This window comes from Comamonas sp. HJ-2, from assembly GCF_053615495.1.
In genome coordinates this window covers 333,072-358,758 of the sequence record NZ_JBSIFD010000002.1, presented here as the reverse complement: position 1 = coordinate 358,758, position 25,687 = coordinate 333,072, and the positions used below count along the sequence as shown (strand labels likewise).

Sequence of the window (25,687 nt, the reverse complement as noted above, 5' to 3'; positions counted from 1 at the left end):
TCTGCCAAAGACGATGGCCGAACAGTGAGTGCTATTCAGGCCGCTCGGCGAGCGATGCAAGAATGGCCTGTTGCATGGGGCGACAGGCCGGCATGGAGGGCTGGCAGCATCCATGTTCACCACCACAGGAAGTTATTGCCATGAAGTTTGAAGAAGCTGCGCGCACCGAGATGGCGCGAAACGCTGTTTTTATCTCTGCAAACCAACGCCGCTCGCTGCTGTTGGCAGCGGCGGCTGCTGTGATGGTGGCTCCTCTGACGCAAGCATTGGCGCAGGGCGGCAACTGGCCTGCCAAGCCGATTACCTTTGTCGTGCCCCAGGCACCGGGAGGTGCCAACGATGTGATTGCGCGTGCCGTGGCGCAGGGGCTGGAGAATTCGCTGGGCCAGCCCGTCATCGTGGAAAACCGTGCCGGCGCCAACGGCAATCTGGGCACCGGGCAGGTGGCGCGCAGCGCGGCCGACGGCTACACCTTTCTCGTGACGGCGCAAAGCGCCTACACCATCAATCCGGCACTGTATTCCAGGGTGCCGTTCGATCCCATCAAGGATTTCACTCCCGTGATGCAGCTGGCCGTCGCGCCTTATCTGCTGGTGGTGAATCCGAACTTCCCCGCCAGGAATCTGGACGAGCTGGTGGCCTATGCCAAGGCGCATCCGGGCAAGGTGGAATACGCTTCTGCCGGCAACGGCACGCTCAACCATCTGCTGGGCGAGATGCTGAAAAAGCAGAAGAACGTGAGTCTGCTGCATGTGCCTTACAAGGGAGCGTCGGCAGCCGCCACCGATGTGGTGGCCGGCCAGTTGCCGGTGACCTTTGGCAGCTTTCCCGGCGTGATGCCTTTTGTCAGCAGCGGCAAGCTGCGCGTGCTGGGCGTGGCCTCCGACAGGCCCACATCGCTGGCGCCCGAGATCCCCGTGCTGGGCAAGGGCCTGGCCGTGACCAGCTGGTACGGCTTGTTTGCACCGGCCGGTACGCCGCAGCCGGTGGTGGACAAGCTCCATCAGGCCGTCAAGACCGTGCTGGCCAGGCCCGAGATGGCAGAGCGCCTCAAGACTCTGGGCGCCGAGCGCGTGGAGTCCACGCCGCAAAGCTTCAAGGCCATGCTGCCGGCCGAGCTGGCGTACTGGAAGCAGGTGGTCAAGGACTCCGGCGCGCATATCGACTAAAGGGGACGACAGCTTGCTGATACATCTGGCCGCTGCCGGGCCCTTTCGTCGCTCACGGGCGGGCTTGACCCTGCTCATTGCGGCGGTCATTGCCATCGGGCTGGCCTCGCGCCGGGGCTACATGCCCTTTCCCGCCTGGCTGGGCAACTATCCGGGCGATGCGCTCTGGGCCTGGGTGGTGCTGCTGTGCGTGGCCTGGCTGAGGCCGGCCATCACGCGCGGCAAGCTCATGGGCTGTTCCCTGGCCATCGCCTTTGCCATCGAGTTCCTGCAGCTCTATCAGGCCCCCTGGATGCAGGCCCTGCGCGCCAACAAGCTGGCCTATCTGGTGCTGGGCAATGGCTTCGATCCCCTGGATCTGCTGGCCTATGTCGTGGGCATCGGTGTGGGCGCCATGGTGGACCGGCTTTGGGAGAGGCGGCAGCGTCGCCTTGCCTGAGATGGCATGAATCGTGCTCGTCGTCCATGGAATCAACATGACGACAAGCACTACCCCCATGAAAACGCCTCTGCACTATCTGGTGGCTGCAAGGCAAAGCGAGATTGCCGAGCTGGAGCAGATCAGCCGCGCCAGCAGCCTGGTGGCGAGCATGTCCGAGCTCGTCCATGCGCTGCAGAAAGAGCGCGGTCTCTCGAATATCTTTCTGGTCAGCGGTGGAGCACAGGCGCAGCAGAGCCTGCTCGATCATGGCCGGCATGTGGACCGGGTCATGGAGCGGGTCTGCCTTGCGCTTGAAGAGCTGGGCGCGCGGGCGCCGGGTGCGCATGGCGCTCGCCTGTTCAACGCGATCGCCAATGCGCTGCAAGGCTTTGAAGCCCTGCCGCTGCTGCGCCGCCGGCGCGATGCTCTGCAGCTGAGTGCCGAGGATTGCACGCAGGCGCTGATCCGCATGATTGCGGCCTGCCTGACCGTGGTGTTCGAGGCGGCGGACAGCGCTTGCGATCCCGATATCGCGAAATTGCTGGTGGCGCTGTTTCATTTCATGCAGGGCAAGGAGCTGGCGGGCCAGGAGCGCGCCACAGGGGTCGCGGCGTTTACCGCAGGGGCAGGCAGGACAGAGCGTCAGCGCCATTGGCTGCATCTGATCGAATCGCAGGAGCGCTGCTTTCAGGTGTTTGCAGACTTCGCCAGTCCCTCGGGGATGGAGCGCTGGCAGCAGCAATGCGGGGCCTGCCCCGATATGACGGTGATCGAGCGGCTGCGTCGAATGGGCTGCACGGCGGGGGACGGCGTGCTGCTGGACTGCAGCTTGAGCTCGCCATGGTTCGAAGCCTGTTCCAGCCGGCTCGATGCCATGCACCAGATTGAGGCATTCCTGGCCGAGGAACTGCAGGCCCAATGTCTGCGCAAGCTGGAGCAGGCAGGTGCCGCGCTGAGTCAGCAAAAGGCGCTGCTGGAGATGCAGCCGCAGCCTGGGACTCGTGCCGAAGCGGCTGCGGCCTTTCTGGGGGCCACGCAGCCAGCCGCCTCCTTGCCTGCGGAGGGGGCGTATGGGTTGCAGCTCGAGAAAAGCATTGTCTTGCTGGTGCAGGAGCAGTCCATGCGCCTGCAGGACATGCAGACCGAGATCGACAAGGCGCGCGCCACGCTCAAGGAGCGCAAAACCATAGAGCGGGCCAAGGGCGTGCTGATGAACTACCGCCAGCTCGGCGAGGGCGATGCCTACAAGCTGATCCGCCAGACGGCCATGAACCAGAACCGGCGCATGCTGGATGTGGCCGAGGCGATTCTGGCCACGGTGGACCTGCTGCCTGGCAGCACCAATTCATAGCCTTGGCCTCGCGGTGTTTGTTGCGCTGCACCAAATATGGGCCAAAACCGGAAGCGCAAAGCCTGCTCCGCCTCTGATCGGGGACTGGCATGGTTTGTGCATGACTGTTGATGTCAAGCAGACCAAAGGCGGTCGCGCTTAAAGCGTTATTACGAGTGACCTGGGACAACGGCGTCCTTTTCTCCTCACACCCGAGGAGGGAAGGGCGCCTTTTTGTTTTCCGGATCGCCTTCACCACGATTCTTGATGGAGTTTTCTCATGAGCCAGCGCCTTCCTTCGTCTACTGTTCCTGCGCCCGAGCCTGTATCTGCCGGTGGGCGGCGCGAGTTTCTGCGCGTGGCCGGTGCCGCAGCCCTCTATGGCACGCTGGGCCACCATGGCGCCTGGGCCGCAGGCTCCGACGCGCCGGAGAAGAAAGAGGTCAGGATCGGCTTTATCCCGCTGACCGATTGCGCCAGCGTGGTCATGGCCTCGGTGCTGGGCTTCGATCAGAAATACGGTGTGAAGATCGTCCCCAGCAAGGAAGCGAGCTGGGCCGGCGTGCGCGACAAGCTGGTCAACGGCGAGCTGGACTTCGCCCATGTGCTCTACGGCCTGGTCTACGGCCTGCATCTGGGCGTGGGCGGCCCCAAGAAGGACATGGCCGTGCTCATGGGGCTGAACAACAACGGCCAGGCGATCACGCTGTCCAAGGCCCTGGCCGACAAGGGGGCGGTCGACGGAGCCAGTCTGGCGAAGGTCATGGCCAGGGAAAAGCGCGAATACACGTTTGCCGGTACCTTCCCCACCGGTACCCACGCCATGTGGATGCATTACTGGCTGGCGGCTGCGGGCATCAATCCGTTATCCGAGGCCAAGCTGATCACCGTGCCGCCGCCCCAGATGGTGGCCAATATGCGCGTGGGCAATATGGATGGTTTCTGCGTGGGCGAACCCTGGAACCATCGCGCCATCATGGATGGCATCGGTATTACGGCCAACACCACGCAGGACATCTGGAAGGATCACCCCGAGAAGGTGCTGGGCACCACGGGCGAGTTTGCGCAGAAGAATCCAAACACCTGCCGCGCCGTGATGATGGCGATTCTCGAGGCCAGCCGCTGGATCGATGCCAGCCTGCAGAACAAGACGAAGATGGCCGAGACCGTGGCCCAGAAGTCGTACATCAACACCAGCGTGGACGCCATCAACCAGCGCATTCTGGGCCGCTACCAGAACGGCCTGGGCAAGACCTGGGACGACCCCAACCACATGAAGTTCTTCAACGACGGGGCCGTGAACTTTCCCTATCTGTCGGACGGCATGTGGTTCCTCACCCAGCACAAGCGCTGGGGTCTGCTCAAGGCCCATCCCGACTATCTGGCCGTGGCCAGGCAGATCAACCGCATCGACCTCTACCAGCAGGCGGCAAGCCAGCTCAAGGTCAGCGTGCCCAAGGATGTGCTGCGCACCAGCAAGCTGATCGACGGCGTGGTCTGGGACGGCAAGAACCCTGCCCAGTACGCCGACAGCTTCAAGATCAAGGCCGCCTGAGGCCGCCACCTTAACGGAGAACCATCATGGTCAGTGCCGTACTTCACTCACCGCTCGAACTCGATCCCCCGCACGATCCGCAACTGGCAGCCCAGGCGGCCAATGATGCGCTGCTCGAAACTTCAAAAGAGATAGCTGCTGGCACAGAACTTGTAAAGGCTGAAGTGGAAAAAGATATCAAACCCAAAGCGATAGTCACGGCTCCGGTTGCGGTGGCGCCAAGCCGCTTGCGCCAATGGGCTGAACAGCTATTTGCTCAGGTCCTGCCTCCGCTGCTGGGGCTGGCGCTGCTGGTCGGCCTGTGGTCGCTGGTATCGAGTAGCACAGGCAAGAGCATTCCGACCCCGGCCGAGACCTGGGAGCAGGCCCTGCAGGTGTTCAGCGATCCCTTCTACCGCAACGGGCCCAACGACCAGGGCGTGGGCTGGAATGTGCTGTCCTCGCTGCAGCGTGTGGCCCTGGGCTTCGGTCTGGCGGCACTGGTCGGCATTCCTTTGGGCTTCGTGATCGGGCGCTTCGGCTTTCTGTCGCGCATGTTCAATCCCTTGATCAGCCTGCTGCGCCCGGTCTCGCCGCTGGCCTGGCTGCCGATCGGCCTGCTGGTGTTCAAGGGCGCCAATCCGGCAGCCATCTGGACCATCTTCATCTGCTCGATCTGGCCCATGGTCATCAACACCGCCGTGGGCGTGCAGCGTGTGCCCCAGGACTATATGAATGTGGCGCGCGTGCTCAATCTGTCGGAGTGGAAGATCGCCACCACCATTCTGTTTCCTGCCGTGCTGCCCTATATGCTGACCGGCGTGCGCCTGGCCGTGGGGACGGCCTGGCTGGTGATCGTGGCCGCCGAGATGCTGACGGGCGGCGTGGGCATAGGTTTCTGGGTCTGGGACGAGTGGAACAACCTCAACGTCAAGAACATCATCATCGCCATCTTCGTGATCGGCATCGTGGGCCTGGTGCTGGAGTGGGCCCTGGTCAAGCTGGCTTCGGCCTTTACGTTTGAAGAGGTCAAGACTTAACCCACCCCTGAGCCGCGCCCTCGGGCGCGTCACCCCCTCAAGGGGGCACCACCGGTGGCCCGGCAAAGCCGGCGCCACGGTGGCCTCGGAAAAAAGCAAGGAGTACCTCATGCATACATCTCTCAGCACCAAGTACATCGAGATCCACGGGGTGGCGCAGACCTTCAAGACCGCCAAGGGACTGTTTCCCGCGCTGCGCGACATCAATCTGAACATTGCCAAGGGCGAGTTCGTCAGTCTCATCGGGCATTCGGGCTGCGGCAAGTCGACGCTGCTCAATCTGATTGCCGGCCTGACCATTCCCACGGGCGGTGCACTGCTGTGCGCCAACAAGGAAATCAAGGGCCCTGGGCCCGAGCGTGCGGTGGTCTTCCAGAACCATTCGCTGCTGCCCTGGCTGAGCTGCTGGGGCAATGTGCACCTGGCCGTGGAGCGTGTCTTCGGCAAGCGCGAAAGCAAGGCACAGCTGGCGCAGCGCACCGATGCGGCGCTGGCCATGGTGGGCCTCAGCCATGCGGCGCAAAAACGCCCCGGCGAAATTTCGGGCGGCATGAAGCAGCGCGTGGGCATTGCGCGTGCCCTGTCCATGGAGCCCCAGGTGCTGCTCATGGACGAGCCCTTCGGCGCTCTCGACGCCCTGACGCGTGCCAAGCTGCAGGACGAGTTGCTGGAGATCGTGGCACGCACCCAGAGCACCGTGGTCATGGTCACGCACGATGTGGATGAGGCCGTACTGCTGTCCGACAAGATCGTGATGATGACCAACGGTCCCGCTGCCACGATTGGCGAGGTGCTGCATGTGGCGCTGCCACGCCCGCGCAGCCGGGTGGAACTGGCCGAGGATGCCCAGTATCAAAGCTATCGCAAGGCGGTGATCGACTTTCTCTACACGCGCCAGGGCCATGTGGAGAAGGCGGCCTGAGCCTTTTTGATTTCAAGCTGCATGGCGCCTTGGGGCGCCATGTTTGTTTTGCACAGCAATAAAGCGGCCATGCACAAAAGCAGTGCATGCCGCGGGATGGAATAGTCTCTGCAGGCTGAGAAAAGCTGGCACAGCAATTGCGTGTTGTTCAGCGTGGCCAAGGTGGGTCACCGGGGGATGGTGCAAGGCTGGACCAGAACCCACAGACAAAGACGTCTACGCGTTCATGCAAGTCATGAAGCGCGCAGACGTCTTTTTTTTTGGCTTTGCAAATGCCCACGGGGACTCAGATGAAAAAATCCAAACTGGTCATGATTGGAAACGGAATGGCAGGCGTGCGTGCGCTGGAAGAGCTGCTGGCCATTGCCCCCGATCTGTACGACATCACGGTCTTCGGCGCCGAGCCGCATCCCAACTACAACCGCATTCTGCTGTCGCCGGTGCTCGCTGGCGAGCAGACGCTCGGCGATATCGTGCTCAACGACTGGTCCTGGTACCAGGACCACCATATCCTGCTGCACGCCGGCTATACCGTGACGGCCGTCGACCGGGCCCGGCGCACGGTGCATGCGGTCAATGCCCAGGGCGAGACCGCCAGCGCCGAGTACGACCGCCTGATCATGGCGACGGGCTCCAGGCCCTTCATCCTGCCCATCCCCGGCAAGGACCTGGAGGGCGTGCTGGCCTACCGCGACATCGCCGATACCGAGGCCATGATCGATGCGGCCAAGACGTTCAAGCATGCAGTGGTGATCGGCGGTGGCCTGCTGGGACTGGAAGCGGCCAACGGCCTCATGAAGCGCGGCATGCAGGTCACCGTGGTGCATGTCGGCGACTGGCTGATGGAGCGCCAACTCGACGATCAGGCGGGCCGCATGCTGCAGAAATCGCTGGCCGAGCGCGGCATGCAGTTCTGCATGCAGGCGCAGACCCAGGAGCTGCTGGGTGACGCAGGCGGCCGCGTGCGTGCCGTGCGTTTCAAGGACGGCAGCGAGATCCCGGCCGAACTGGTCGTGATGGCCGTGGGCATTCGCCCCAGCACCGAACTGGCCGAGTCCATGCACCTGCATGTGAACCGCGGCATCGTGGTCAGCGATACGCTGCAGACCGTGACCGATCCGCGCATCTATGCCGTGGGCGAATGCGCGGCACACCGAGGCATTGCCTACGGACTGGTGGCGCCCTTGTTCGAGCAGGGCAAGGTGCTGGCCAACCATCTGGCCGAGTTCGGCATCGGCCGCTATCTGGGTTCGCTGACCTCGACCAAGCTCAAGGTCACGGGCATCGATCTGTTCTCTGCAGGCGATTTCCAGGGCGGCAGCGATACCGAGGAAATTCTCATGAGCGACCCCTATGCGGGGGTCTACAAAAAGCTGGTCATCAAGGACGACAAGCTGGTCGGTGCCTGCCTGTACGGCGACACGGTGGACGGCAGCTGGTACTTCAAGCTGCTGCGCGAGGGCCGCAGCGTGGCCGATATCCGGGACAAGCTGATGTTTGGCGAATCCAATCTCGGCGACACCGGCCACCAGGGGCAGAGCAAGGCCGCGGCCATGGCCGACGGCGACGAGGTCTGCGGCTGCAACGGCGTGACCAAGGGTGCGATCTGCAAGGCCATCAAGGACAAGGGCCTGTTCACGCTCGACGATGTGCGCAAGCACACCAAGGCCAGTGCCAGCTGCGGCTCCTGCACGGGCCTGGTGGAGCAGATCATCATGTTCACGGCCGGTGGCGACTACTCGGCGGCCCCCAAGACCAAGGCCATGTGCGGCTGCACCGACCACGGGCACCAGGCTGTGCGCGACGCGATCGCTGAGCACAAGCTGCTCAGCACCGATGCGGTGTTCCGCTTCATGGAGTGGCGCACGCCCAATGGCTGTGCCTCCTGCCGTCCGGCCGTCAACTACTATCTTGTAAGCACCTGGCCCAAGGAGGCCAGGGACGACCCGCAAAGCCGCTTCATCAACGAACGCAGCCATGCCAACATCCAGAAAGATGGAACCTACAGCGTGATTCCGCGCATGTGGGGCGGTGAGACCACGGCCTCCGAGCTGCGCCGCATTGCCGATGTGGTGGACAAGTACCAGATCCCCACGGTGAAGGTCACGGGCGGTCAGCGCATCGATCTGCTGGGCGTGAAGAAGGAGGATCTGCAGGCCGTCTGGAACGATATAGGCATGCCTTGCGGCCATGCCTATGCCAAGGCGCTGCGCACGGTCAAGACCTGCGTGGGCAGCGAATGGTGCCGCATGGGCACGCAGGACAGTACCCAGATGGGCAAGGACCTGGAGCGCGCCATGTGGCGCATGTACGCCCCGCACAAGGTGAAGTTCGCCGTCAGCGGCTGCCCGCGCAACTGCGCGGAGTCCGGCATCAAGGATGTGGGAATCATCGGCGTCGATTCGGGCTGGGAGATGTATGTGGGCGGCAACGGTGGCATCAAGACCGAGGTGGCGCATTTCTTCACCAAGCTCAAGACCGCCGAAGAGGTGATGGAGTACACGGGCGCCTTCATGCAGCTGTACCGGCTGGAAGGCTGGTATCTGGAGCGCACGGTGCACTACATCAATCGCGTGGGTCTGGACTATGTCAAGCGCCGCATTCTCGACGATGCCGAGGGCCGCAGGGCGCTGTGGCAGCAGCTGCAGTTTGCACTGGATGGCGAGCCCGATCCCTGGTTCGAAACCGACAAGGCATCCGTGGATACGCGCCAGTTCCAGGCTCTGCCTGCTGATGTGTCAGTTGTTGCCTGAAACCGAGAACCTCTTTCAATTTTTCAGCAATTTACGAACCTGGCGCGGCATAGCCAAGGGACGGCGAGCAAGGGCCTGGGCGGCCCCGCCGCCCCGTAGTGAGGCCGTCGTCCCCCTCCCGCGAAGCGAGAGAGGGGGAAGCCGCAAAGCGGCTCAGGGGGAGCTTAGGAGATGTAAATGAGCGAATGGATTTCTATCTGCACGATGGACGACATCCCCGTGCTGGGAGCACGCCGCGTGGCGCGTGCACAAGGGCTGGATGTGGCCGTGTTTCGCAATGCCGACGATGAGGTGTTTGCGCTGCTGGACCGCTGCCCGCACAAGGGCGGGCCGTTGTCGCAAGGCATTGTGTTCGGGCGCAGCGTGGCCTGCCCGCTGCACAACTGGACGATTGCACTCAGCACCGGCGAGGCGGCGGCGCCCGATGAGGGCTGCACGCCTTATTTCAGCGTGCGCGTGGAGAACGGCGAGGTGCAGCTGCGCGCCGACGAACTGGCCAGCCGCGCCCTGGAGCAGACCCGCCCGCATGCCGGTCCCGCACATTGCGCAGCCAGGTCCGGCTGTGCTGCGGCCTAGCGTCTTGATTGATATGAGTTGAGTAGCAGCATGCGCTTGATAGCCGGGCGCTGCGGCGCAATTTCACTGAAAGTCTGCCATGCATGAGACCCGATCCACCTGTCCCTATTGCGGTGTCGACTGCGGACTCGCCTTCGGCGGTCCGCGTAGGAGTGAATCTGAACGCCGCCGCCTCTCTCTGGTGACGCCATGAAAGAAACCAAGTCCACCTGTCCCTATTGCGGTGTCGGCTGCGGCGTGATCATCGAGTCCGATGGCCTGCAGATTACCGGCGTGCGCGGCGATCCCGAGCATCCTGCCAACTTCGGGCGCCTGTGCACCAAGGGCAGCACGCTGCATCTGACGGCAGCTCCTGCCTATGCTCAGCAGGGCCGTTTGCTGCAGCCCATGCGCAGGCTGGAGCGGACATCTGCGCCGCAGGCCGCGAGCTGGGATCAGGCCCTGGATGAACTGGCGGCGCGTATCGCCGGCATTCGCGCCGAACATGGGCCAGATGCACTGGGTTTCTATCTCAGTGGCCAGCTGCTGACCGAGGACTACTACGTCTTCAACAAACTGGTCAAAGGCCTGCTGGGCACCAACAATCTTGACACCAATTCGCGCCTGTGCATGAGCAGCGCCGTGGCCGGCTACAAGGCCACATTGGGCGATGATGCACCGCCGGCCTGCTATGAGGACATAGATCTGGCCGGCTGCCTGTTCATCACGGGCAGCAATATGGCCTGGGCGCATCCCATTCTGTTCCGGCGTGTGGAGGAGGCCAGGGCGCGCAATCCGCAGCTCAGGATCATCGTGGCCGATCCGCGCCGTACCGAGACCGCCGAGCTGGCCGATCTTTATCTGCCGTTGCAGCCGGGCAGCGATGTGATGCTGTTTCACGGTCTGCTGCACATCATGTTGTGGGAGGGCTGGACGGACAGCGCCTTCATCGCGCAGCACACCAGCGGCTTTGCACAGCTCAAGGAACTGGTGCGTGAAGCCACGCCCGAGAAGGTCGCTGCCATCTGCGGCCTGCCCGTGGCGGACCTGTACCGGGCGGCGCGCTGGATGGCGCTGGGCGGTGCCGAGGAGCCGACGGACGTGCGTCGTCCCACGCTCAGTCTGTACTGCCAGGGTCTGAACCAAAGCCGCAGCGGCACGGCGAACAACGCCGCGCTGATCAATCTGCATCTGGCAACGGGTCAGATCGGCAGGTCTGGCGCCGGGCCCCTGTCGCTGACGGGTCAGCCCAATGCCATGGGAGGACGCGAGGTGGGCGGACTGTCCAATCTGCTCAGCGCGCATCGTGATCTTTCCAACGCCGCGCACAGGGCCGAAGTGGCGCGGCTATGGGGTGTGGAGTCGATTCCGAAGCAGCCCGGAAAGTCCGCGCTGGAGATGTTCGAGGCCGCTGCCGACGGCCAGATCAAGGCCTTGTGGATTGCCTGCACCAATCCCGCGCAGAGCATGCCCGAACAGGCTATGGTGCGCAGGGCGCTGGAGCGTGCCGAGCTGGTGGTGGTGCAGGAGGCTTTTGCCGCAACCGAGACCACGGCCTATGCCGACTGGTTGCTGCCTGCCTCCACCTGGGGCGAGAAGCTGGGCACGGTCACGAACAGCGAGCGGCGCATCTCGCGGGTGCGCGCTGCCGTGGTCGCGCCGGGGGCGGCACGCCATGACTGGCAGATAGGCGTGCAGCTGGCGCGGCGCCTGGAGCAGCATCTGCGGCCCTCGCTGCCAAGCTTGTTTCCCTATGACACTGCGAATGTGGACGCGGGTGCCGAAGCCATCTGGAACGAGCATCGCGAGTCCACACGCGGGCGCGATCTGGATATCACGGGTCTGAGCTGGGCGGTGCTGGAAGTCAAGGGACCCCAGCAATGGCCCATGCCCCAAGGCGCCAGCCAGGGCCGTCAGCGTCTGTATGGCGACGCAGTCTTTGCAACCGATGACGGGCGCGCACGTTTTGATGCCCAGCCCTGGCAGGCGCCGGCCGTGCCGCGCGATGCGCGACATCCGTTCAGTCTCAACACCGGTCGCCTGCGTGATCAATGGCATGGCATGACGCGCACCGGCCAGCTGGGGCGCCTGTTTGCCCATGTCAGCGAACCGCAGCTGCAGGTCGGCCCTCAGGACATGCAGCGCCTGCAGCTGCAGGATGGCGATCTGGTCCATGTCTCCAACCGCTATGGCGCCATCGTGCTGCCCGTGCAGGCGGACCCGGGCTTGCAGCCCGCACAGCTCTATCTGCCCATGCACTGGGGCAGCATGTACCTGAGCGGCATGGGCTCCAAGGGGCAGCGGCTTGCGGGCGTCAACGCCCTGACCACGCCCGAGCGCTGCCCGCGCTCGAAGCAGCCCGAGCTCAAGCATGTGGCCGTCAAGCTGCTCAAGGCCGAGCTGCCCTGGACTTGTCTGGGCATGGCATGGCTGGATGAACAGCAGGTGCAGTCGGTTCGCCAGGCTTTGACCGAATTGATGGCCGAGTTCGATTTCGCCAGTTGCGTGCTGTTCGGGCGCGCCGTGCCGCTGGAAAAAGCGGATCAGGGCCGCACCGGCGTGCAGTTTCGCGCAGCGGCCTATGCCCAGCCCGGCGCCGAGGTGCTGGCGCGGCTGCATGGTCTGCTGCAGCTCGATGGCCCGCAGGCCATGCGCTATGTCGACGTGCGTCGCCAATGCAGCCGCGCCATGGCGATAGGCCGGCAGACGGAGGAGCCAAGGCTTGATGCCTTTTTGCTCTGTGGCGATGCCAGCGCGGGCCAGTGGCTGGGGCCTGTTCTGCGCGACGAGCAATCGGTGCAAACCTATGGCCGTCTGCTGCTGTCATCGGGCAGGAAGCCGCCCGCCGCCATGCCGGCCCGCTCGCCACAGATCTGTGCCTGCATGAATGTGGATGAGGCCAGCATCGGCTCGGCACTGACCACCTGCGAGGGCTCCGCCGACGAGCGGCTCGCGCAGCTCAAGACTTCTCTGGGTTGCGGCACGCGCTGCGGCTCCTGTATTCCCAGGATCAAACAACTGGTACATGCGACGCCTGCGCCTCAGTCGGCAGCCTTGCCGGTTGCCGCCTAGATTTCGATGTCCGGCAACGCATATGAAAGGCCAGTCATGACAAACAGCCATGCCACTTCCCTGCCGCCCGTGGGCCGCTGCTATCTGGTCGGTGCCGGCCCCGGTGATCCGGAGCTGCTCACGCTCAAGGCGCTGAGACTGATCCAGTCCGCCACGCTGCTGCTGGCAGACGATCTGGTGTCTGCCGACATCGTGAAGCTTGCCAGCGCTAGCGCCCGCATCGTTCATGTGGGCAAGCGTGGCGGGCGCGAGAGCACCTCGCAGGAATTCATCGAAAAGCTCATGATCATGGCGGCCCGCCAGGGTGAGCTGGTGGTGCGCCTCAAGGGCGGCGACCCCTTCATCTTTGGCCGTGGCGGCGAGGAGATCGAGCATCTGCGCATGGCGGGCATAGCCGTCGAAGTGGTCAACGGCATCACCGCCGGGCTGGCCGCGGCCACCAGCCTCGGCGTGCCGCTGACCCATCGCGACCATGCCCATGGTGTGGTGTTCATCACCGGTCATGCCAAGCCAGGCAGTGCCGGTCACGACTGGCAGTTGCTGGCCGGCACGGCCCGGATGCTGGGGCTGACGCTGGTGATCTACATGGGCGTTGCCACTGCCGGCATCATCCAGCAGCAGCTGCTGGCTGGCGGACTGCCGGCATCTACTCCGGTGGCCCTGGTCCAGAGCGCCAGCCTGCCCGCACAGCAGCAGATACTGACCGAGCTGGGGCAGATGACGCAGGCGCTGGCATGCAGCGGACTGGGCAGTCCCTGCGTGTTCGTGGTGGGCGAGGTGGTCAGGCAGGCCGCATCGTCCGCCGAGGGCTTGGGCGGGCTACTGGAGCAGGCGCAACTGCGCCGGGCCGTGGGCGCATGAGGCCGATTGCTGACAGCTGTCTCCCTTTTGTCTGAGTGCCGAGCCCGCATGACTAGAATTTGTCCGGTAACCCCTGAAAATTTGTCACACCCGGCCTCGTCAGTCTGCAGGGGGATAGCGGCGGCCGACACCTATGAGTCATGCGATGAGCACTGCATATCCCGATACCCAGCTTTTGATCGACGGACAGTGGCAGGACGCTGCCAGCGGCAAGAAAATTGATGTGCGCAACCCTGCAAGCGGCGAGGTGATTGGCCGTGTGGCCCATGCCGATATTGCCGACCTGGACCGCGCCCTGGCGGCGGCAGACAAGGGCTTTCAGGTCTGGCGCAAGGTGTCTGCCCATGAGCGCGGCGCCATCATGCGCCGTGCCGCAGCTCTGCTCAAGGAGCGTGCCGACGAGATCGCCGCGCTGCTGACGCAGGAGCAGGGCAAGCCGCTGGCCGAGGCCAAGGTGGAAATCATTGCCGGCGCCGGCATCATCGAATGGTTTGCCGACGAGGCCCTGCGTGTCTATGGCCGCATCGTGCCTTCGCGTCGCCCCGAGCAGCAGCAGCTGGTGATCAAGGACCCCGTGGGCCCGGTCGCCGCCTTCACGCCCTGGAACTTCCCCGTCAACCAGATCGTGCGCAAGATCGGCGCGGCCCTGGCTTCGGGCTGCTCCTTCCTGGTCAAGGCGCCCGAGGAAACCCCGGCCTCGCCCGCAGCCCTGCTCAAGTGCTTTGTCGATGCCGGCATTCCTGCCGGTGTTGTGGGCCTGGTCTATGGCAACCCCGCACAGATTTCCGAATATCTGATTGCTCACCCCGTAATCCGCAAGGTGACCTTCACGGGCTCCACGGCCGTGGGCAAGCAGCTGGCGGCGCTGGCCGGCCAGCACATGAAGCGCTCAACCATGGAGCTCGGCGGCCATGCCCCCGTGATCGTGGCCGAGGATGCCGATGTGCAACTGGCCGTCAAGGCCGCGGGGGCGGCCAAGTTCCGCAACGCGGGCCAGGTCTGCATCTCGCCCACGCGCTTTCTGGTGCACAACAGCGTGCGCGAGGAGTTCACGCGTGCCATGGTGGCCCATGCCGAGGCATTGAAGGTCGGCAACGGCCTGGAGCAGGGCACGCAGATGGGCCCGTTGGCCAATCCGCGCCGCGTGACGGCGCTGACCCAGCTGATCCAGAACGCCGAGCAAAGCGGTGCCAAGCTGATGACGGGCGGCGCATCCTTTGGCTCTGCCGGCAACTTCTTTGCGCCCACGGTGCTGGCCGACGTGCCGTTGACGGCCGATATCTTCAACCAGGAGCCCTTCGGCCCCGTGGCGGCGATTCGCGGCTTCGACAAGATCGAAGACGCCATTCAAGAGGCCAATCGCCTGTCCTATGGCCTGGCCGCCTATGCCTTCACGCGCTCGCTCAAGACGACGCACCAGCTGTCGCAGGACGTGGAAGCCGGCATGCTGTGGATCAACCAGCCGGCACTGCCGTCTGCCGAGCTGCCCTTTGGCGGCATCAAGGATTCGGGCTATGGCTCCGAAGGCGGCCCGGAGGCGCTGGAGGCCTACCTGGTGGCCAAGGCCGTGGCGATCAGCTGCGTTTGAATCTGCAAGGCATTTGATGCAAGGCCACCCTCGGGTGGCCTTTTTTCATGGGATGTGTATGCCGTGGGGCGTATGGGGACTGTTTGTCGATCGTTATTCCATAAATGAATAGCGGTGGCTAGAATCGACGGTTTTTTACATTCGACAACAAATTCCAGCCCGCGCCATGCCATTGCACTCCACGGTTTCCCAGATCCATCCTCCAAGTTTTGTTCTTCGCCGCAGCTGGTTGTGGGGCGCGCTGGCCATCGTGCCCATGGGCACGGCCTGGGCCCAGGTGTCAGCTGCGGGCGCAGCCGAAGCCGCCAGCCAGACTTTCACGCTGGGTACGGTGGAAGTCAGCGCGCGGCGCGAGGCCGAGGAACTCGGGGCCGGCGATATGCAGCGCGTGGGCAGTGCCGAGATGGAGCGCAGCAATGCCAGCACCGTGGCCGATGCCGTGCGCAATCTCCCCGGCGTGAGCCTGTCGCGCAACAACCGCAACGAGGAAATGATCAGCCTGCGCGGCTTCGACTCGCGCCAGGTGCCGATTTTTGTGGATGGCGTGCCGCTGTACGTGCCCTATGACGGTTATGTGGATCTGGGCCGCTTCACCACCTTCGACCTGGCCGAGATCAATGTGGCCAAGGCCGGCGCCTCGCTGCTGTACGGTCCCAATACGCTGGGCGGCGCCGTCAATCTGGTCACGCGCAAACCGGTCAAGCCCTTCGAAGGCGATGTGCGCCTGGGTGTGGGCAGCGGCGGCGAGCGCAGGGCGAGCTTCAACCTGGGCGGTAACCAGGGCAGTTGGTACTATCAGCTGGGTGCCTCCTACCTGGATGCCGACAGCTTTCCTCTGCCCCGGGGCTTCAGGGATTACAAGAAGCAGCCCACCGATACCGGCAGCAAGCGCGAGAACGCGGACCGCACCGACAAGCGCCTGTCCTTCAAGCTGGGACTCACGCCCAATGCCACGGACGAATACGCCATCGGCTATGTGCGCCAGGAAGGCGAGAAGGGCAATCCCGTCTACACCGGCCAGTCCACGCAGAAGAACGCCGTGCGCTACTGGCGCTGGCCCTACTGGGACAAGGACAGCCTGTATTTCCTGAGCACCACCCGTCTGAACGGCAGCAATGTGCTCAAGACGCGTCTCTACCACGACACCTACAAAAACGGTCTCGACATGTACAAGGACGCCAGCTACACGGCCCACGATCCGACCAGCAGCTACAAGGATGTGAGCAAGGGGGCCAGCGTGGAGTGGGTCAACTACGCCTTCTCCGGCCACGAGCTGCATGCGGCCTTCCACTACAAGCAGGACGAGCACACCGACGCGGCCTCGGGCAAGGACCCGCAGAAGCACTACCGCGATGTGACCACCTCGCTGGTGCTCGAGGATCACATCGCCCTGGCCGAGCGCTGGCGCCTGACGCTGGGCCTGAGCCATGACCAGCGCGACGCCAAGCAGGTCTACCAGTGGCCCACGGGCTCGACCAGCGCCACCAACGGCCTGGCACGCCTGAGCTATGCGCTCACGGCCCAGGGCGACGAGGTCTATCTGATTGCCTCGCACAAGACCCGTTTTGCGACCATCAAGGACCGCTATTCGGCACGCATGGGTACGGCCCTGGCCAACCCCGACCTCAAGCCCGAGGTGGCCAACCATCTGGAGTTGGGCCTGAGCGGCAAGCCCTGGCAGGGCGGCAAGGGCCAGGCGGCGCTGTTCTACAGCCGGGTGCGCGACCAGATCCAGACCATGGTCGTTGACTCCACGGCCTGCGGCGGCAAGACCTGCAACCAGGCGCAGAACGTGGGACGCACGCGCAATGCCGGTTTTGAGATATCGCTGGCGCAGCAACTGTCGGCCCAATGGGCTCTGCATGCGGGCTACACCTATCTGAGCCGCACCAACCTCAGCGACCGCAGCATCACCTTGACGGACACGCCGCGCCAGCGCCTGACAGCGGCCCTGCAATGGAATCCGCAGGCCCAGTGGCAGCTGCGCGCCGAGCTGGAAGCAGAACAGGGCCGCAAGGTGCCGCTGTCGGCCAGCGGCCAGGCCCAGGTCTATCAGATGGCCGGCTACGGCGTGGCCAATCTGCGCGCGCGCTATCTGCCGCGTCCGGACACCACGCTGGACTTCGGCGTGGCCAATCTGGGCGACAAGTGGTATCAGCTGGCCGACGGCCTGCCCATGCCGGGGCGCAGCTGGTATGTGAACCTGGGCTACCGGTTCTGACGGTCATGCAAAACCTGCTTCGGACATCGCTGGCACGGCGTGACTGGCTGCGCAGTCTGGCTGCCCTGGGCATGGCCGGTGGCCCGGCCCTGGGCATGGCCGGTGGCCCGGCCCTGGCGATGGGGGCACAACCCGCTTCGGGCACCGGCGTACAGGTGGCGGCCGTGGGCGGACTCGTGCTGTGCGGCGTGTGGCCGCGTGTGGCCGAGCAGGCCAGCCAGGCCCTGGCCATGCCGGTCACCACCGTGGCGGCCGCGCCCAAGGAGGGCGTGGTGCCCGCCTTCGCGTGCGGCGAGGCGCAGATGCTGCTGATCCACGCCAGCGACGAAGCCATGGCACTGGAGGCCAGCGGCATGGCTTCCGCCGCGCGCGTCTGGGGCTGGAACCAGCATGTGATTGCCGGACCCGCTCATGACCCCGCAGGCGTGCGTTCGGTCGCTGACGGCACGCAGGCGCTGCGGCGCATTGCCGAGACCGGCTCGCCCTTCATCGCGCTGCGCGACCCCGGCAGCTATACCGTGGTGCAGCGTCTGTGGCGGCGCGGCGGCATACGACCCGATGCGCGCTGGCTGCGCGCCGACACCGGCCCGCGACCACAGGCCGTGCTGGAGCTGGCGGCGCGCGAGCAGGCCTATGCCGTGGTCGGCCATATTCCCCTGGCCTTCGGCAAGATGGGCGCCCCTGGCATAGAACTTCTGCTGCATGGCGATCCGCTGATGCGCAGGCCCTATGTGCTGCTCACGCCCGGCCCGCGCCATCCGGCCACGCCGGAGCAGCGCCGGGCGGCGGGCCTGCTGGCCGAGTATCTGCTGTCTGCGGCCGGCCAGCAGGTGCTGGAAGCGGCCAGCGGCGCGGGCGGCCCCTGGGTGTTTGGGCGCGACAGCGTGCCCGCCGGCATGAGCGCCGGTGCCGATGGACAGACTTGAGCGAAGGAGCAGCATGAGCACCGCTATGACGCCGCCGCTGGCGGCATTGATTTACCCCGATGAGCGGCACGATATCGAGGACTTGCTCGAAGGCGTGGCGCGGCGGCTGCAACAGTCGGGCCGGCAGGTGGGCGGACTGGTGCATCGCCAGAGTCGCTATGCCAATGGCAACAAGTGCATGCGTCTCGTGGATCTGCGCAGCGGCCAGCAGTTCGAGATGACCGAGGACCTGGGCGCTGCCTCGCAGGCCTGCAGCCTCAATCCGCAGGCCCTGGCCCGGGCCAGCGTTGTGCTGCGCCAGGCACTGGCCGATGGTGTGGAGCTGGCCGTCGTCAACTGCTTCGGCCAGCTCGAAGCCGCTGGCGGCGGTTTTGTCCAGGAGATCGCCGCTTTTGTCGAGGCCGGCATTCCCGTGGTCACGGCCGTGGCGGCCCGCCACGAGGCTGGCTGGCAGAGCTTTACCGGTGGCGCCTTCGTGCGCCTGCCGGTTGACGAACAGGCACTGCTGCACTGGTGCCGTCAGCAGCTGCAGCGCGAAGACCTGGAAGACCGGTCATGCTGACGCGGCGCCAATGGCTGCAGGCCGGTGCTGCGACGCTGGCATCGGGCCTGTATCAGGGCGGGGCCTGGGCGCAGGATGGCGGCTCGGTCATTGCAGCCCGCTTTGGTTCGCTGCCGGCGCGGGCTGGCCGCGTGTTCGCTTCGGGGCCGCCGGCAGGCGTTTTGCTGGCTGCGCTGGCGCCGCAGCAACTGCTGGGCTGGCCCATGCAGCTTGGCGATGCGGCGCGCGCCCATCTGGGATCGCCGCTGCAGGCCTTGCCCTATCTGGGGCGCCTGTCGGGGCGCGGCAGCACGCTGCCGCTTGAAAAGCTGCTGGCGCTGCAACCCGATCTGGTGCTGGACTCCGGGACCTCCGACGCCACCCATGTCTCTGCCACCGAACGTCTGGCGCGCCAGACGGGCCTGGCATGCGTGCTGGTGCAGGGCAGCCTGAGCGACCATGCGCGCCAGCTGCGCGAGGTCGGTAGCTTGCTGGGTGCAGCCGAGCGTGGCGAGACCCTGGCCCGACATGCCGACGAAGTGGCCAGGCTGGTGCGCGCCGTGACCGCGGGGCTGGGGGAGCAGGCCCGGCCGCGCGTCTATCTGGGGCGCGGCGCCAACGGCCTGGAAACCGGGCTGGCCGGCTCCATCAATGTCGAGGTGATCGAGTATGCGGGCGGCCGCAATGTGGCGGCCCAGGCAGGCAGGGGCGGACTCACGCGCGTTTCCATGGAGCAGATCCTGGCCTGGGACCCCGAAGTCATACTGACCCAGGAGGCGGGTTTTGCAGAGCGCGTGCGCCAGGACCCCTTGTGGCGCGGCATCAGCGCCGTGCGCAGCGGCAGAGTGCACTGTGCGCCCGTGCTGCCTTTCGGCTGGCTGGACGGCCCGCCCAGCGTGAACCGGCTGATCGGCGTGCGCTGGCTGCTCGAGAAGCTGCATCCGGGCCGCTTCGCCCAGCAGGATGTCAAAGCCCTGGAGCAGGCGGTGAGCGAGTTCTATGCGCTGTTCTATGGTGTCCAACTGTCGCCGGCGCAGTTGCAAGCGCTGCTGCAGGCGGCGCGCTGAATGCATGGGGCTGGCATGAAGTCATTCGATATCAGCGAAGGCACTCAAAGCCCGAAAGAAGCGGGAAGCCTGGAAAGCGCGGCATCAAGCAATGCCTCCGGGCATAGTCGCCAGCGCAGTCATCTGCGTGTGGGCATGGGCTGGTGGCTGGCCCTGGTCCTGCTGGCTCTGGTGTTGCTCTGGGCGCTGGGCTCGGGCCAGTTTGCGCTGGCACCGGCACAACTGGCCGAAGCGCTATGGGCACGGGCTACGGGAGCGGCTTCGCCGCTGCCGCCAGCGGCCGAAACCGTGCTCTGGAACATCAGGCTGCCGCGCATCGCAGCCGGCGTGGCGGTCGGCGCGATGCTGGCTGCAGCCGGTGCGGCCTACCAGGGCATGTTTCGCAACCCGCTTGTCTCGCCTGACATCCTGGGCGTTTCGGCCGGTGCCGGCCTGGGTGCCGTCATCGCCATCTATCTGGGCCTGTCGATGTTTGCCGTGCAATGGCTGGCCTTTGGTGGCGGTCTGATCGCAGTGGCCGTCGTGGTGGCTATCAGCGCCTGCGTGCGCAGGCACGATCCGGTGCTGGTGTTGGTACTGGCCGGTATTGCACTGGGCGCCCTGCTGGGGGCCGGCATTGCCCTGATCAAGACCCTGGCCGACCCGAACACCCAGCTGCCGTCCATCACCTTCTGGCTCATGGGCGGCCTGTCGGCCGTGACGCTGCAGGAAGTGGCCGCCACGGCGCCCGTGATGCTGGCGGCCCTGCTGCCTTTGCTGTTGCTGCGCTGGCGTATCAATCTGCTGGCCCTGCCCGATGAGGAGGCCCGGGCTCTGGGCGTGCCGGTCGGGCGGCTGCGCCTGGTGCTGGTGGTTTGCGCCACGCTGGGGACGGCGGCGGCCGTGTCGCTGGCCGGCATCATCGGTTGGGTCGGGCTGGTGGTGCCGCATGTGGCGCGTCTGCTGGTCGGCCCCGATTTCGTGCGCCTGCTGCCGGCCTCGGCCCTGCTGGGCGCGGGCTTTGTCGTGGCGGCCGATACGCTGGCCCGCAGCATGGCGCGCATCGAGCTGCCGCTGGGCATTCTGACGGCCCTGGTCGGTGCACCGTTTTTTCTCTATCTGCTGGCCCGCACGGGCCGCCGCGAAGGAGATACCTGATGACGGTGCTGGACTTGCAGGGTCTGAGCACCGGCCATGGCCGCAGCGTGGTCAGCGAATCCGTGGATCTGTCGATTGCTACGGGCGAGGTGCTGTGTCTGCTCGGCCCCAACGGCTGCGGCAAGACCACGCTGTTTCGCACGGTGCTGGGCCTGCTGCCGCCGCTGGCGGGCCGGGTGCTGGTGGAGGGCCAGCCGGTACAGCACTGGCCGCGCGCGGAGTTCGCGCGCCGCGTCGGCTATGTGCCCCAGGCCCAGGCCGGGGTATTTGCCTTCGAGGCGCTGGACATGGTGCTCATGGGACGCGCCGCGCGCCTGCCCCTGCTGGCCAGGCCGTCCGGAGCGGACCGGGCCATGGCACTGGCCTGCATGGAGCGGCTGCAGATCTCCCATCTGGCCGCGCGCCGCTACACCGAGCTCAGTGGCGGCGAGCGGCAACTGGTGCTGATTGCACGCGCGCTGGCGCAGGAGCCGGCGCTGCTGGTCATGGACGAGCCCACGGCCAGCCTGGACTTCGGCAACCAGATCCGCGTGCTGGAGCAGATCGAGGCGCTGAGCGCACAGGGCATGGCCATGCTGTTGTCCACCCACCAGCCAGAGCACGGCTTGCGCGTGGCCAGCCGGATCGCTCTGCTGGGCCATGGTCGGCTGCTGGGCGTGGGCGAGCCGCGCGCCGTGGCCACGCCCGCAGCGCTGGCTGAGCTCTATGGCGTCAGCAAGGCAGCGATTGCCGCCCATCTCTCGGGCAGCCTCTGAAGCGCTCAGCGCAACGCGGCGCTGGAGGCAAAGAAGGCCGGATGCTCGCGGATGTCCTGGGCGGCCAGCCGCAGTTGCAGCGCCTGCTCGGGCTGGCGCTGCTGTATGCGCCGGGCCAGGCCTTGCAGCAGCGGCACGGCCCTGGCGGGAGCGCTGGGCAGTTGTTGCAGTCTCTGCAGCGTGCAGCGCACACCGCGCAAGCTGCTTTCGGACAGGAGTACATCCGCCTGCAGCTGGTGCAGGATCAGCACGGCCTTGCCCACCCGCAGCGCGGCCAGACCGCAGTCGGCCGCGTCCTGCACTGCGGGGGCGCTGACTTTTTCGGAGGCGCGCACCAGGCGCAGCAGGCGGTGGTAGAGGCGGGCGCGCCACACGCGCACGTCGCGGGCGTGCACCGGGGCGCAGGCCATGTCCTGCAGCTCATGAACCATCATGGCGCGCAGGCCGTTGAGCCTGCCTTGCGCGGTGACGGGCAGGATGAAGCGATAGGCGGCCCAGCCGGCCAGCGGGCCGGTGACGATGGCAAAAGCCATGGACAGCGAGTGGCCCACATCGAGCTGGTAGGGGAAATGCGGCGACAGCGCCAGCAGGATCACCATATTGCAGTCAAAGCCGTACAGCGTGGTGCGGCGGTGGCTGAGCAGCAGGGCGCCAAGGAAGATGAAGGGCAGCATCATCAGCACCATCTGCAGCTGGCTGTTGGCGAACGGCCAGGCAAACCACTGGCAGGCCAGCGCCACGCCCGCGCCCATGGCCTGGCCCAGAATCACGAAGCGCATGGTGAAGGCCGGGTTCTCGAACGAGGAGAACACGGTGATCATCACCGACAGGCCCAGCAACATATAGGCGCCGCCATGCCAGCCCGTGACGACCCAGATCAGGCCGACCAGAAAAATGGAGCTGAAGGCCCGCAGCATGGCCCGGCGCGCGCCCACCCAGTCGCTGTGCAGGACCACGGGCAACTGGCGTGCGCGATGGTGGGCCGGCAGAGTCAGGTCGCTGGCAGCCACAAAGTGGGCCTGCAGGGCCAGGCCGATATTGCCCAGGATTTCCTCGGCATGACCCCAGCCAGCGGCGGCGTTGCGGGCCGTGGCAATGGCGTCGATGGCGGCCAGCGGTGCGGGCTGGGTTTCGAGCAGCATGGCAGCCTGCTCCAGTGCAGCCGTCATGGCTTGGGCGTGGTCGGGCGAGAACTCGGGAGTGATGGTCTTGCCCGTGCTGTCGCGCAGCCAGAGCAGGGCCGAGATCTGGGTATTGATCAGGCGACGCAGCGCCCGCACGGCGCGGCGTGAACGCTGCGAGCCCGCGGCATGTGGGTCCAGCCCTTCTTCGATGGCAGCCATCACGGCCAGTCGCTCGGCCAGGTCCCTGGGGCTGAGGGCGCTATGCCCGCTGGCCGTGGCCTGTGCCGCATCGGCGATATCGCGCAGCAGACGCGCGCAGAGTCGTCGTACCCTGCCGTCGCCGGGGATTTCAGCTCCCACGGGCGTGAACAGCCAGCCCACGACGAGGGCGGCAGCCACGCCGGTCAGTGCGGTGAACAAACGATCCCAGCCCAGCGCGTAGACATGGGCGGGGTTGCCGTTGTCCAGCAGGGCCACCATGGAGGCCGAATAGCCGGCCAGCATGGTGCCGTAGGAGGCAAAGCTGCGCTGCAGATTGCCCAGGCCCGCGCAGATGCCTATCCACACCGCCAGTCCCGTGACCAGCCAGAGCAGATCTCCATTGGCCACCAGCACCAGCACCACGCCGGCGGCCGTGCCGACCAGCGTGCCCGTGGTACGGAAAAAGCTTTTCTCGAGCAACTGGCCGCGCAGCGGCTGGGAGGCGGCCCAGACCGTCATGCCCGCCCATTGCGGATGTTCCAGCCCCAGGGCCCAGGCTGCGAACACGGCAATACAGGCTGCAAAAGCCGTGCGCAGATGCTGGCGCAGGCGGGCGCTGTCAAAGCCCCATCGCGTGGCGCTTTCCAGCAGGCGGTCGTAGGCAGCCACGCTCATGCGCGCTCCTCGGTGTCGGGCTGGGCTTGGGCTGAGCGCTGCTCGTGCATCTGCTCGATGCGGGCGCGAATCTTGTTGACGCCGTCCAGCATGGCTTCGACCTCGCAGTCCTCAAGGTCCTGCAGCAGGCTGAGCTCGGCCTCGAGCATGGTGGCTCGGACATGGTCCACGGCGCCATGGCCTTCGGCAGTGAGAAAGATGCGCTTGCTGCGGCGGTCGGCCGCATCGGCGCGGCGCTCCACCCAGCCCTTGCCTTCGAGAATGTCCAGCAGGCGCACCAGGCTGGAGCTGTCCAGGCCCACGCGCTCGGCCAGCTCCTTTTGCGTCACGCCGTCGCCCCAGGCGCGCAGATGCAGAAGCGGCGTCCAGGTGGCGTCGGTCAGGCCGCTGGCCGCCAGCTGTTCTTCGACAAAACGCCGCCATTGGCGGGTCAGGGTGACCATGAGAAAGCCCAGGCGGTCGCGGGAGGGAGCATCGGCAAAAGACATGGCCGAATTTTGATGCAGACTCAATTAATTTGCAATTCAAACTAATTGAGTCTGCATTTATATCAAGGGTATTCCCTTGTATTTATGCAGCAAAAAAAGAGAGCGCCATGCGCTCTCCTTCAAAGGGTTTCAGACCTGTAGATGTTCTAGTTTTAATCCAGTCAGGCGCAAGCTGCTATCAAAACAGTGTTGGAATCCAGAGGTTCAATGCCAGGCCGGCGATCAGCAGCCAGGCAAACAGCGCCAGGGCCAGAATCAGCGGCCGGGTGCCGGCAGCACGCACGGCGCGGATATGGGTGGTCAGGCCCAGAGCGGCCATGGCCAGGGCCAGCAGCGCGTTGTCGAGTTGAATGCCGACGCTGACCGCTTCCTTGGGCAGCACGCCCAGGGAGTTGACGCCGGCCATGGCCACGAAGCCCACGGCAAACCAGGGAATGGTGATCCGGTTGGCGGGCTGGCCGTCGTTCACGCCCAGAGCTCGTTCGCTGCGTGTCAGCCACATGGACAACACCAGCAGGAAGGGCGCCAGCATCATCACGCGCACCATCTTGGCGATCACGGCCGTGTCTGCGGCCTGGCTGCCTATGGCTTCGCCGGCGGCCACGACCTGGGCCACCTCATGCACGGTGGAGCCGACGAAAACGCCGTACTGCTGCATGCTGGTGTCTATCCAGCCGTACTCGGCATTCCAGTGGAACAGCGCCGGGTAGAGAAAGGTGCCGATGGTGCCGAACACCACCACGGTGGCCACGGCCACGGCCACGTCTTCTGCGCGGCCCTTGACCACGGGTTCGGTGGCCAGCACGGCGGCGGCACCGCAAATGGAGGCGCCGGCCCCCACCAGCATGGTGGTGCGCTTGTCCATGCTCAGCAGCTTCTGGCCTATCCACTGCGCCAGCAAAAAGGTGCTGGACAGCACCAGCGCATCGATCACCACGCCGGCCATGCCGACCTGGCCGATGTCCTGGAAGGTCAGGCGCAGACCGTAGAGCACGATGCCGGTGCGCAGCAGGCGGGCCTTGGTGAAGGCGATACCGCTGGCACACTGGCTGGCGATGGCCGGATAGACGGTGTTGCCGATCAGCAGACCGATGATGATGGCCAGCGTCAGCGCGCTCAGGCCGTTGTTCCTGATGGCCGGAAACTGTGCGGCCCAGGTGGCCACGGCAGCGATGGCACCTGCCAGCAGCAGGCCGGGAATCATCCCGCCGGTCTTGTGCATCCAGCCTTGCGAGGGTGCGGAGTTTTTCAGTGTTGTAGTGTTCATCGTGAGCTTTCGCTGCAGGCAGGACAACAGGTCTGATTGC

At 65.4% G+C, this 25,687-nt stretch carries 21 protein-coding genes; 18 read left to right on the top strand and 3 right to left on the bottom strand.

The window, feature by feature from the left end:
• Nucleotides 1-140: 140 nt before the first annotated feature.
• From ACWGXF_RS03155 to ACWGXF_RS03070, 18 genes are all read left to right on the top strand, one after another.
• Nucleotides 141-1,169 carry a Bug family tripartite tricarboxylate transporter substrate binding protein gene (locus ACWGXF_RS03155; protein WP_039049527.1) on the top strand — a complete coding sequence of 343 codons (1,029 nt, stop codon included), beginning with the start codon at nucleotides 141-143 and terminating at the stop codon, nucleotides 1,167-1,169.
• A 13-nt stretch (nucleotides 1,170-1,182) separates the two neighbouring features.
• The gene (locus ACWGXF_RS03150; RefSeq protein WP_041743893.1) at nucleotides 1,183-1,608 is read left to right on the top strand and encodes a ribosomal maturation YjgA family protein; all 426 of its coding nucleotides are present in this window, start codon (nucleotides 1,183-1,185) and stop codon (nucleotides 1,606-1,608) included.
• A gap of 58 nt (nucleotides 1,609-1,666) precedes the next feature.
• A complete protein-coding gene (locus tag ACWGXF_RS03145) occupies nucleotides 1,667-2,941 on the top strand; it encodes a nitrate- and nitrite sensing domain-containing protein (protein ID WP_427773897.1) in 1,275 nt (424 codons plus the stop codon).
• Between the two features lie 259 nt (nucleotides 2,942-3,200).
• Entirely contained in the window at nucleotides 3,201-4,475 is a 1,275-nt protein-coding gene (locus ACWGXF_RS03140) for a CmpA/NrtA family ABC transporter substrate-binding protein (protein ID WP_012836967.1), read from the top strand.
• 26 nt (nucleotides 4,476-4,501) lie between these two features.
• Nucleotides 4,502-5,494 carry a nitrate ABC transporter permease gene (ntrB, locus tag ACWGXF_RS03135; protein WP_039049531.1) on the top strand — a complete coding sequence of 331 codons (993 nt, stop codon included), beginning with the start codon at nucleotides 4,502-4,504 and terminating at the stop codon, nucleotides 5,492-5,494.
• 109 nt (nucleotides 5,495-5,603) lie between these two features.
• Nucleotides 5,604-6,416 (top strand): ABC transporter ATP-binding protein, encoded by an 813-nt coding sequence (locus ACWGXF_RS03130; protein ID WP_452101675.1) that lies wholly within the window; start codon nucleotides 5,604-5,606, stop codon nucleotides 6,414-6,416.
• A gap of 290 nt (nucleotides 6,417-6,706) precedes the next feature.
• On the top strand, nucleotides 6,707-9,169 hold the full coding sequence (gene nirB / locus ACWGXF_RS03125) for a nitrite reductase large subunit NirB (protein ID WP_039049532.1): 2,463 nt from the start codon (nucleotides 6,707-6,709) through the stop codon (nucleotides 9,167-9,169).
• 177 nt (nucleotides 9,170-9,346) lie between these two features.
• Nucleotides 9,347-9,745, top strand: coding sequence for a nitrite reductase small subunit NirD (gene nirD / locus ACWGXF_RS03120; RefSeq protein ID WP_039049533.1), 399 nt, complete (start codon nucleotides 9,347-9,349; stop codon nucleotides 9,743-9,745).
• A 79-nt stretch (nucleotides 9,746-9,824) separates the two neighbouring features.
• Nucleotides 9,825-9,938: a hypothetical protein gene (locus ACWGXF_RS03115; protein ID WP_080771226.1), complete on the top strand. Its 114-nt coding sequence runs from the start codon at nucleotides 9,825-9,827 to the stop codon at nucleotides 9,936-9,938.
• A complete protein-coding gene (locus ACWGXF_RS03110; RefSeq protein ID WP_452101674.1) occupies nucleotides 9,935-12,796 on the top strand; it encodes a nitrate reductase in 2,862 nt (953 codons plus the stop codon). Before ACWGXF_RS03115 ends, ACWGXF_RS03110 begins: the two co-directional genes overlap by 4 nt.
• Before the next feature lie 36 nt (nucleotides 12,797-12,832).
• A complete protein-coding gene (cobA, locus tag ACWGXF_RS03105; RefSeq protein WP_452101673.1) occupies nucleotides 12,833-13,657 on the top strand; it encodes a uroporphyrinogen-III C-methyltransferase in 825 nt (274 codons plus the stop codon).
• 145 nt (nucleotides 13,658-13,802) lie between these two features.
• Nucleotides 13,803-15,245 carry an NAD-dependent succinate-semialdehyde dehydrogenase gene (locus ACWGXF_RS03100; protein WP_003061837.1) on the top strand — a complete coding sequence of 481 codons (1,443 nt, stop codon included), beginning with the start codon at nucleotides 13,803-13,805 and terminating at the stop codon, nucleotides 15,243-15,245.
• A gap of 166 nt (nucleotides 15,246-15,411) precedes the next feature.
• Complete coding sequence (locus ACWGXF_RS03095; protein WP_452101672.1) at nucleotides 15,412-17,466, top strand: TonB-dependent receptor plug domain-containing protein; 2,055 nt, start codon at nucleotides 15,412-15,414, stop codon at nucleotides 17,464-17,466.
• Nucleotides 17,467-17,471: 5 nt separating this feature from the next.
• Nucleotides 17,472-18,392 carry a substrate-binding domain-containing protein gene (locus ACWGXF_RS03090; RefSeq protein WP_452101671.1) on the top strand — a complete coding sequence of 307 codons (921 nt, stop codon included), beginning with the start codon at nucleotides 17,472-17,474 and terminating at the stop codon, nucleotides 18,390-18,392.
• Between the two features lie 13 nt (nucleotides 18,393-18,405).
• Nucleotides 18,406-18,954 carry a DUF2478 domain-containing protein gene (locus ACWGXF_RS03085; protein WP_256629725.1) on the top strand — a complete coding sequence of 183 codons (549 nt, stop codon included), beginning with the start codon at nucleotides 18,406-18,408 and terminating at the stop codon, nucleotides 18,952-18,954.
• Nucleotides 18,948-20,000, top strand: a complete 1,053-nt coding sequence (locus ACWGXF_RS03080) for an iron ABC transporter substrate-binding protein (protein WP_256629726.1) — start codon at nucleotides 18,948-18,950, stop codon at nucleotides 19,998-20,000. The genes ACWGXF_RS03085 and ACWGXF_RS03080 overlap by 7 nt, the downstream gene beginning before the upstream one ends.
• 135 nt (nucleotides 20,001-20,135) lie before the next feature.
• Nucleotides 20,136-21,137: a FecCD family ABC transporter permease gene (locus ACWGXF_RS03075; protein WP_080692987.1), complete on the top strand. Its 1,002-nt coding sequence runs from the start codon at nucleotides 20,136-20,138 to the stop codon at nucleotides 21,135-21,137.
• Nucleotides 21,137-21,892, top strand: a complete 756-nt coding sequence (locus tag ACWGXF_RS03070) for an ABC transporter ATP-binding protein (protein WP_054074429.1) — start codon at nucleotides 21,137-21,139, stop codon at nucleotides 21,890-21,892. The genes ACWGXF_RS03075 and ACWGXF_RS03070 overlap by 1 nt, the downstream gene beginning before the upstream one ends.
• Before the next feature lie 5 nt (nucleotides 21,893-21,897).
• Here ACWGXF_RS03070 and ACWGXF_RS03065 read toward each other — a convergent pair whose 3' ends face one another.
• From ACWGXF_RS03065 to ACWGXF_RS03055, 3 genes are all read right to left on the bottom strand, one after another.
• A complete protein-coding gene (locus ACWGXF_RS03065) occupies nucleotides 21,898-23,892 on the bottom strand; it encodes an FUSC family protein (protein ID WP_256629728.1) in 1,995 nt (664 codons plus the stop codon).
• Nucleotides 23,889-24,380, bottom strand: coding sequence for a MarR family winged helix-turn-helix transcriptional regulator (locus ACWGXF_RS03060; protein WP_256629729.1), 492 nt, complete (start codon nucleotides 24,378-24,380; stop codon nucleotides 23,889-23,891). Before ACWGXF_RS03060 ends, ACWGXF_RS03065 begins: the two co-directional genes overlap by 4 nt.
• 178 nt (nucleotides 24,381-24,558) lie before the next feature.
• Nucleotides 24,559-25,647 (bottom strand): YeiH family protein, encoded by a 1,089-nt coding sequence (locus ACWGXF_RS03055; RefSeq protein WP_256629730.1) that lies wholly within the window; start codon nucleotides 25,645-25,647, stop codon nucleotides 24,559-24,561.
• Between the last annotated feature and the right edge of the window lie 40 nt (nucleotides 25,648-25,687).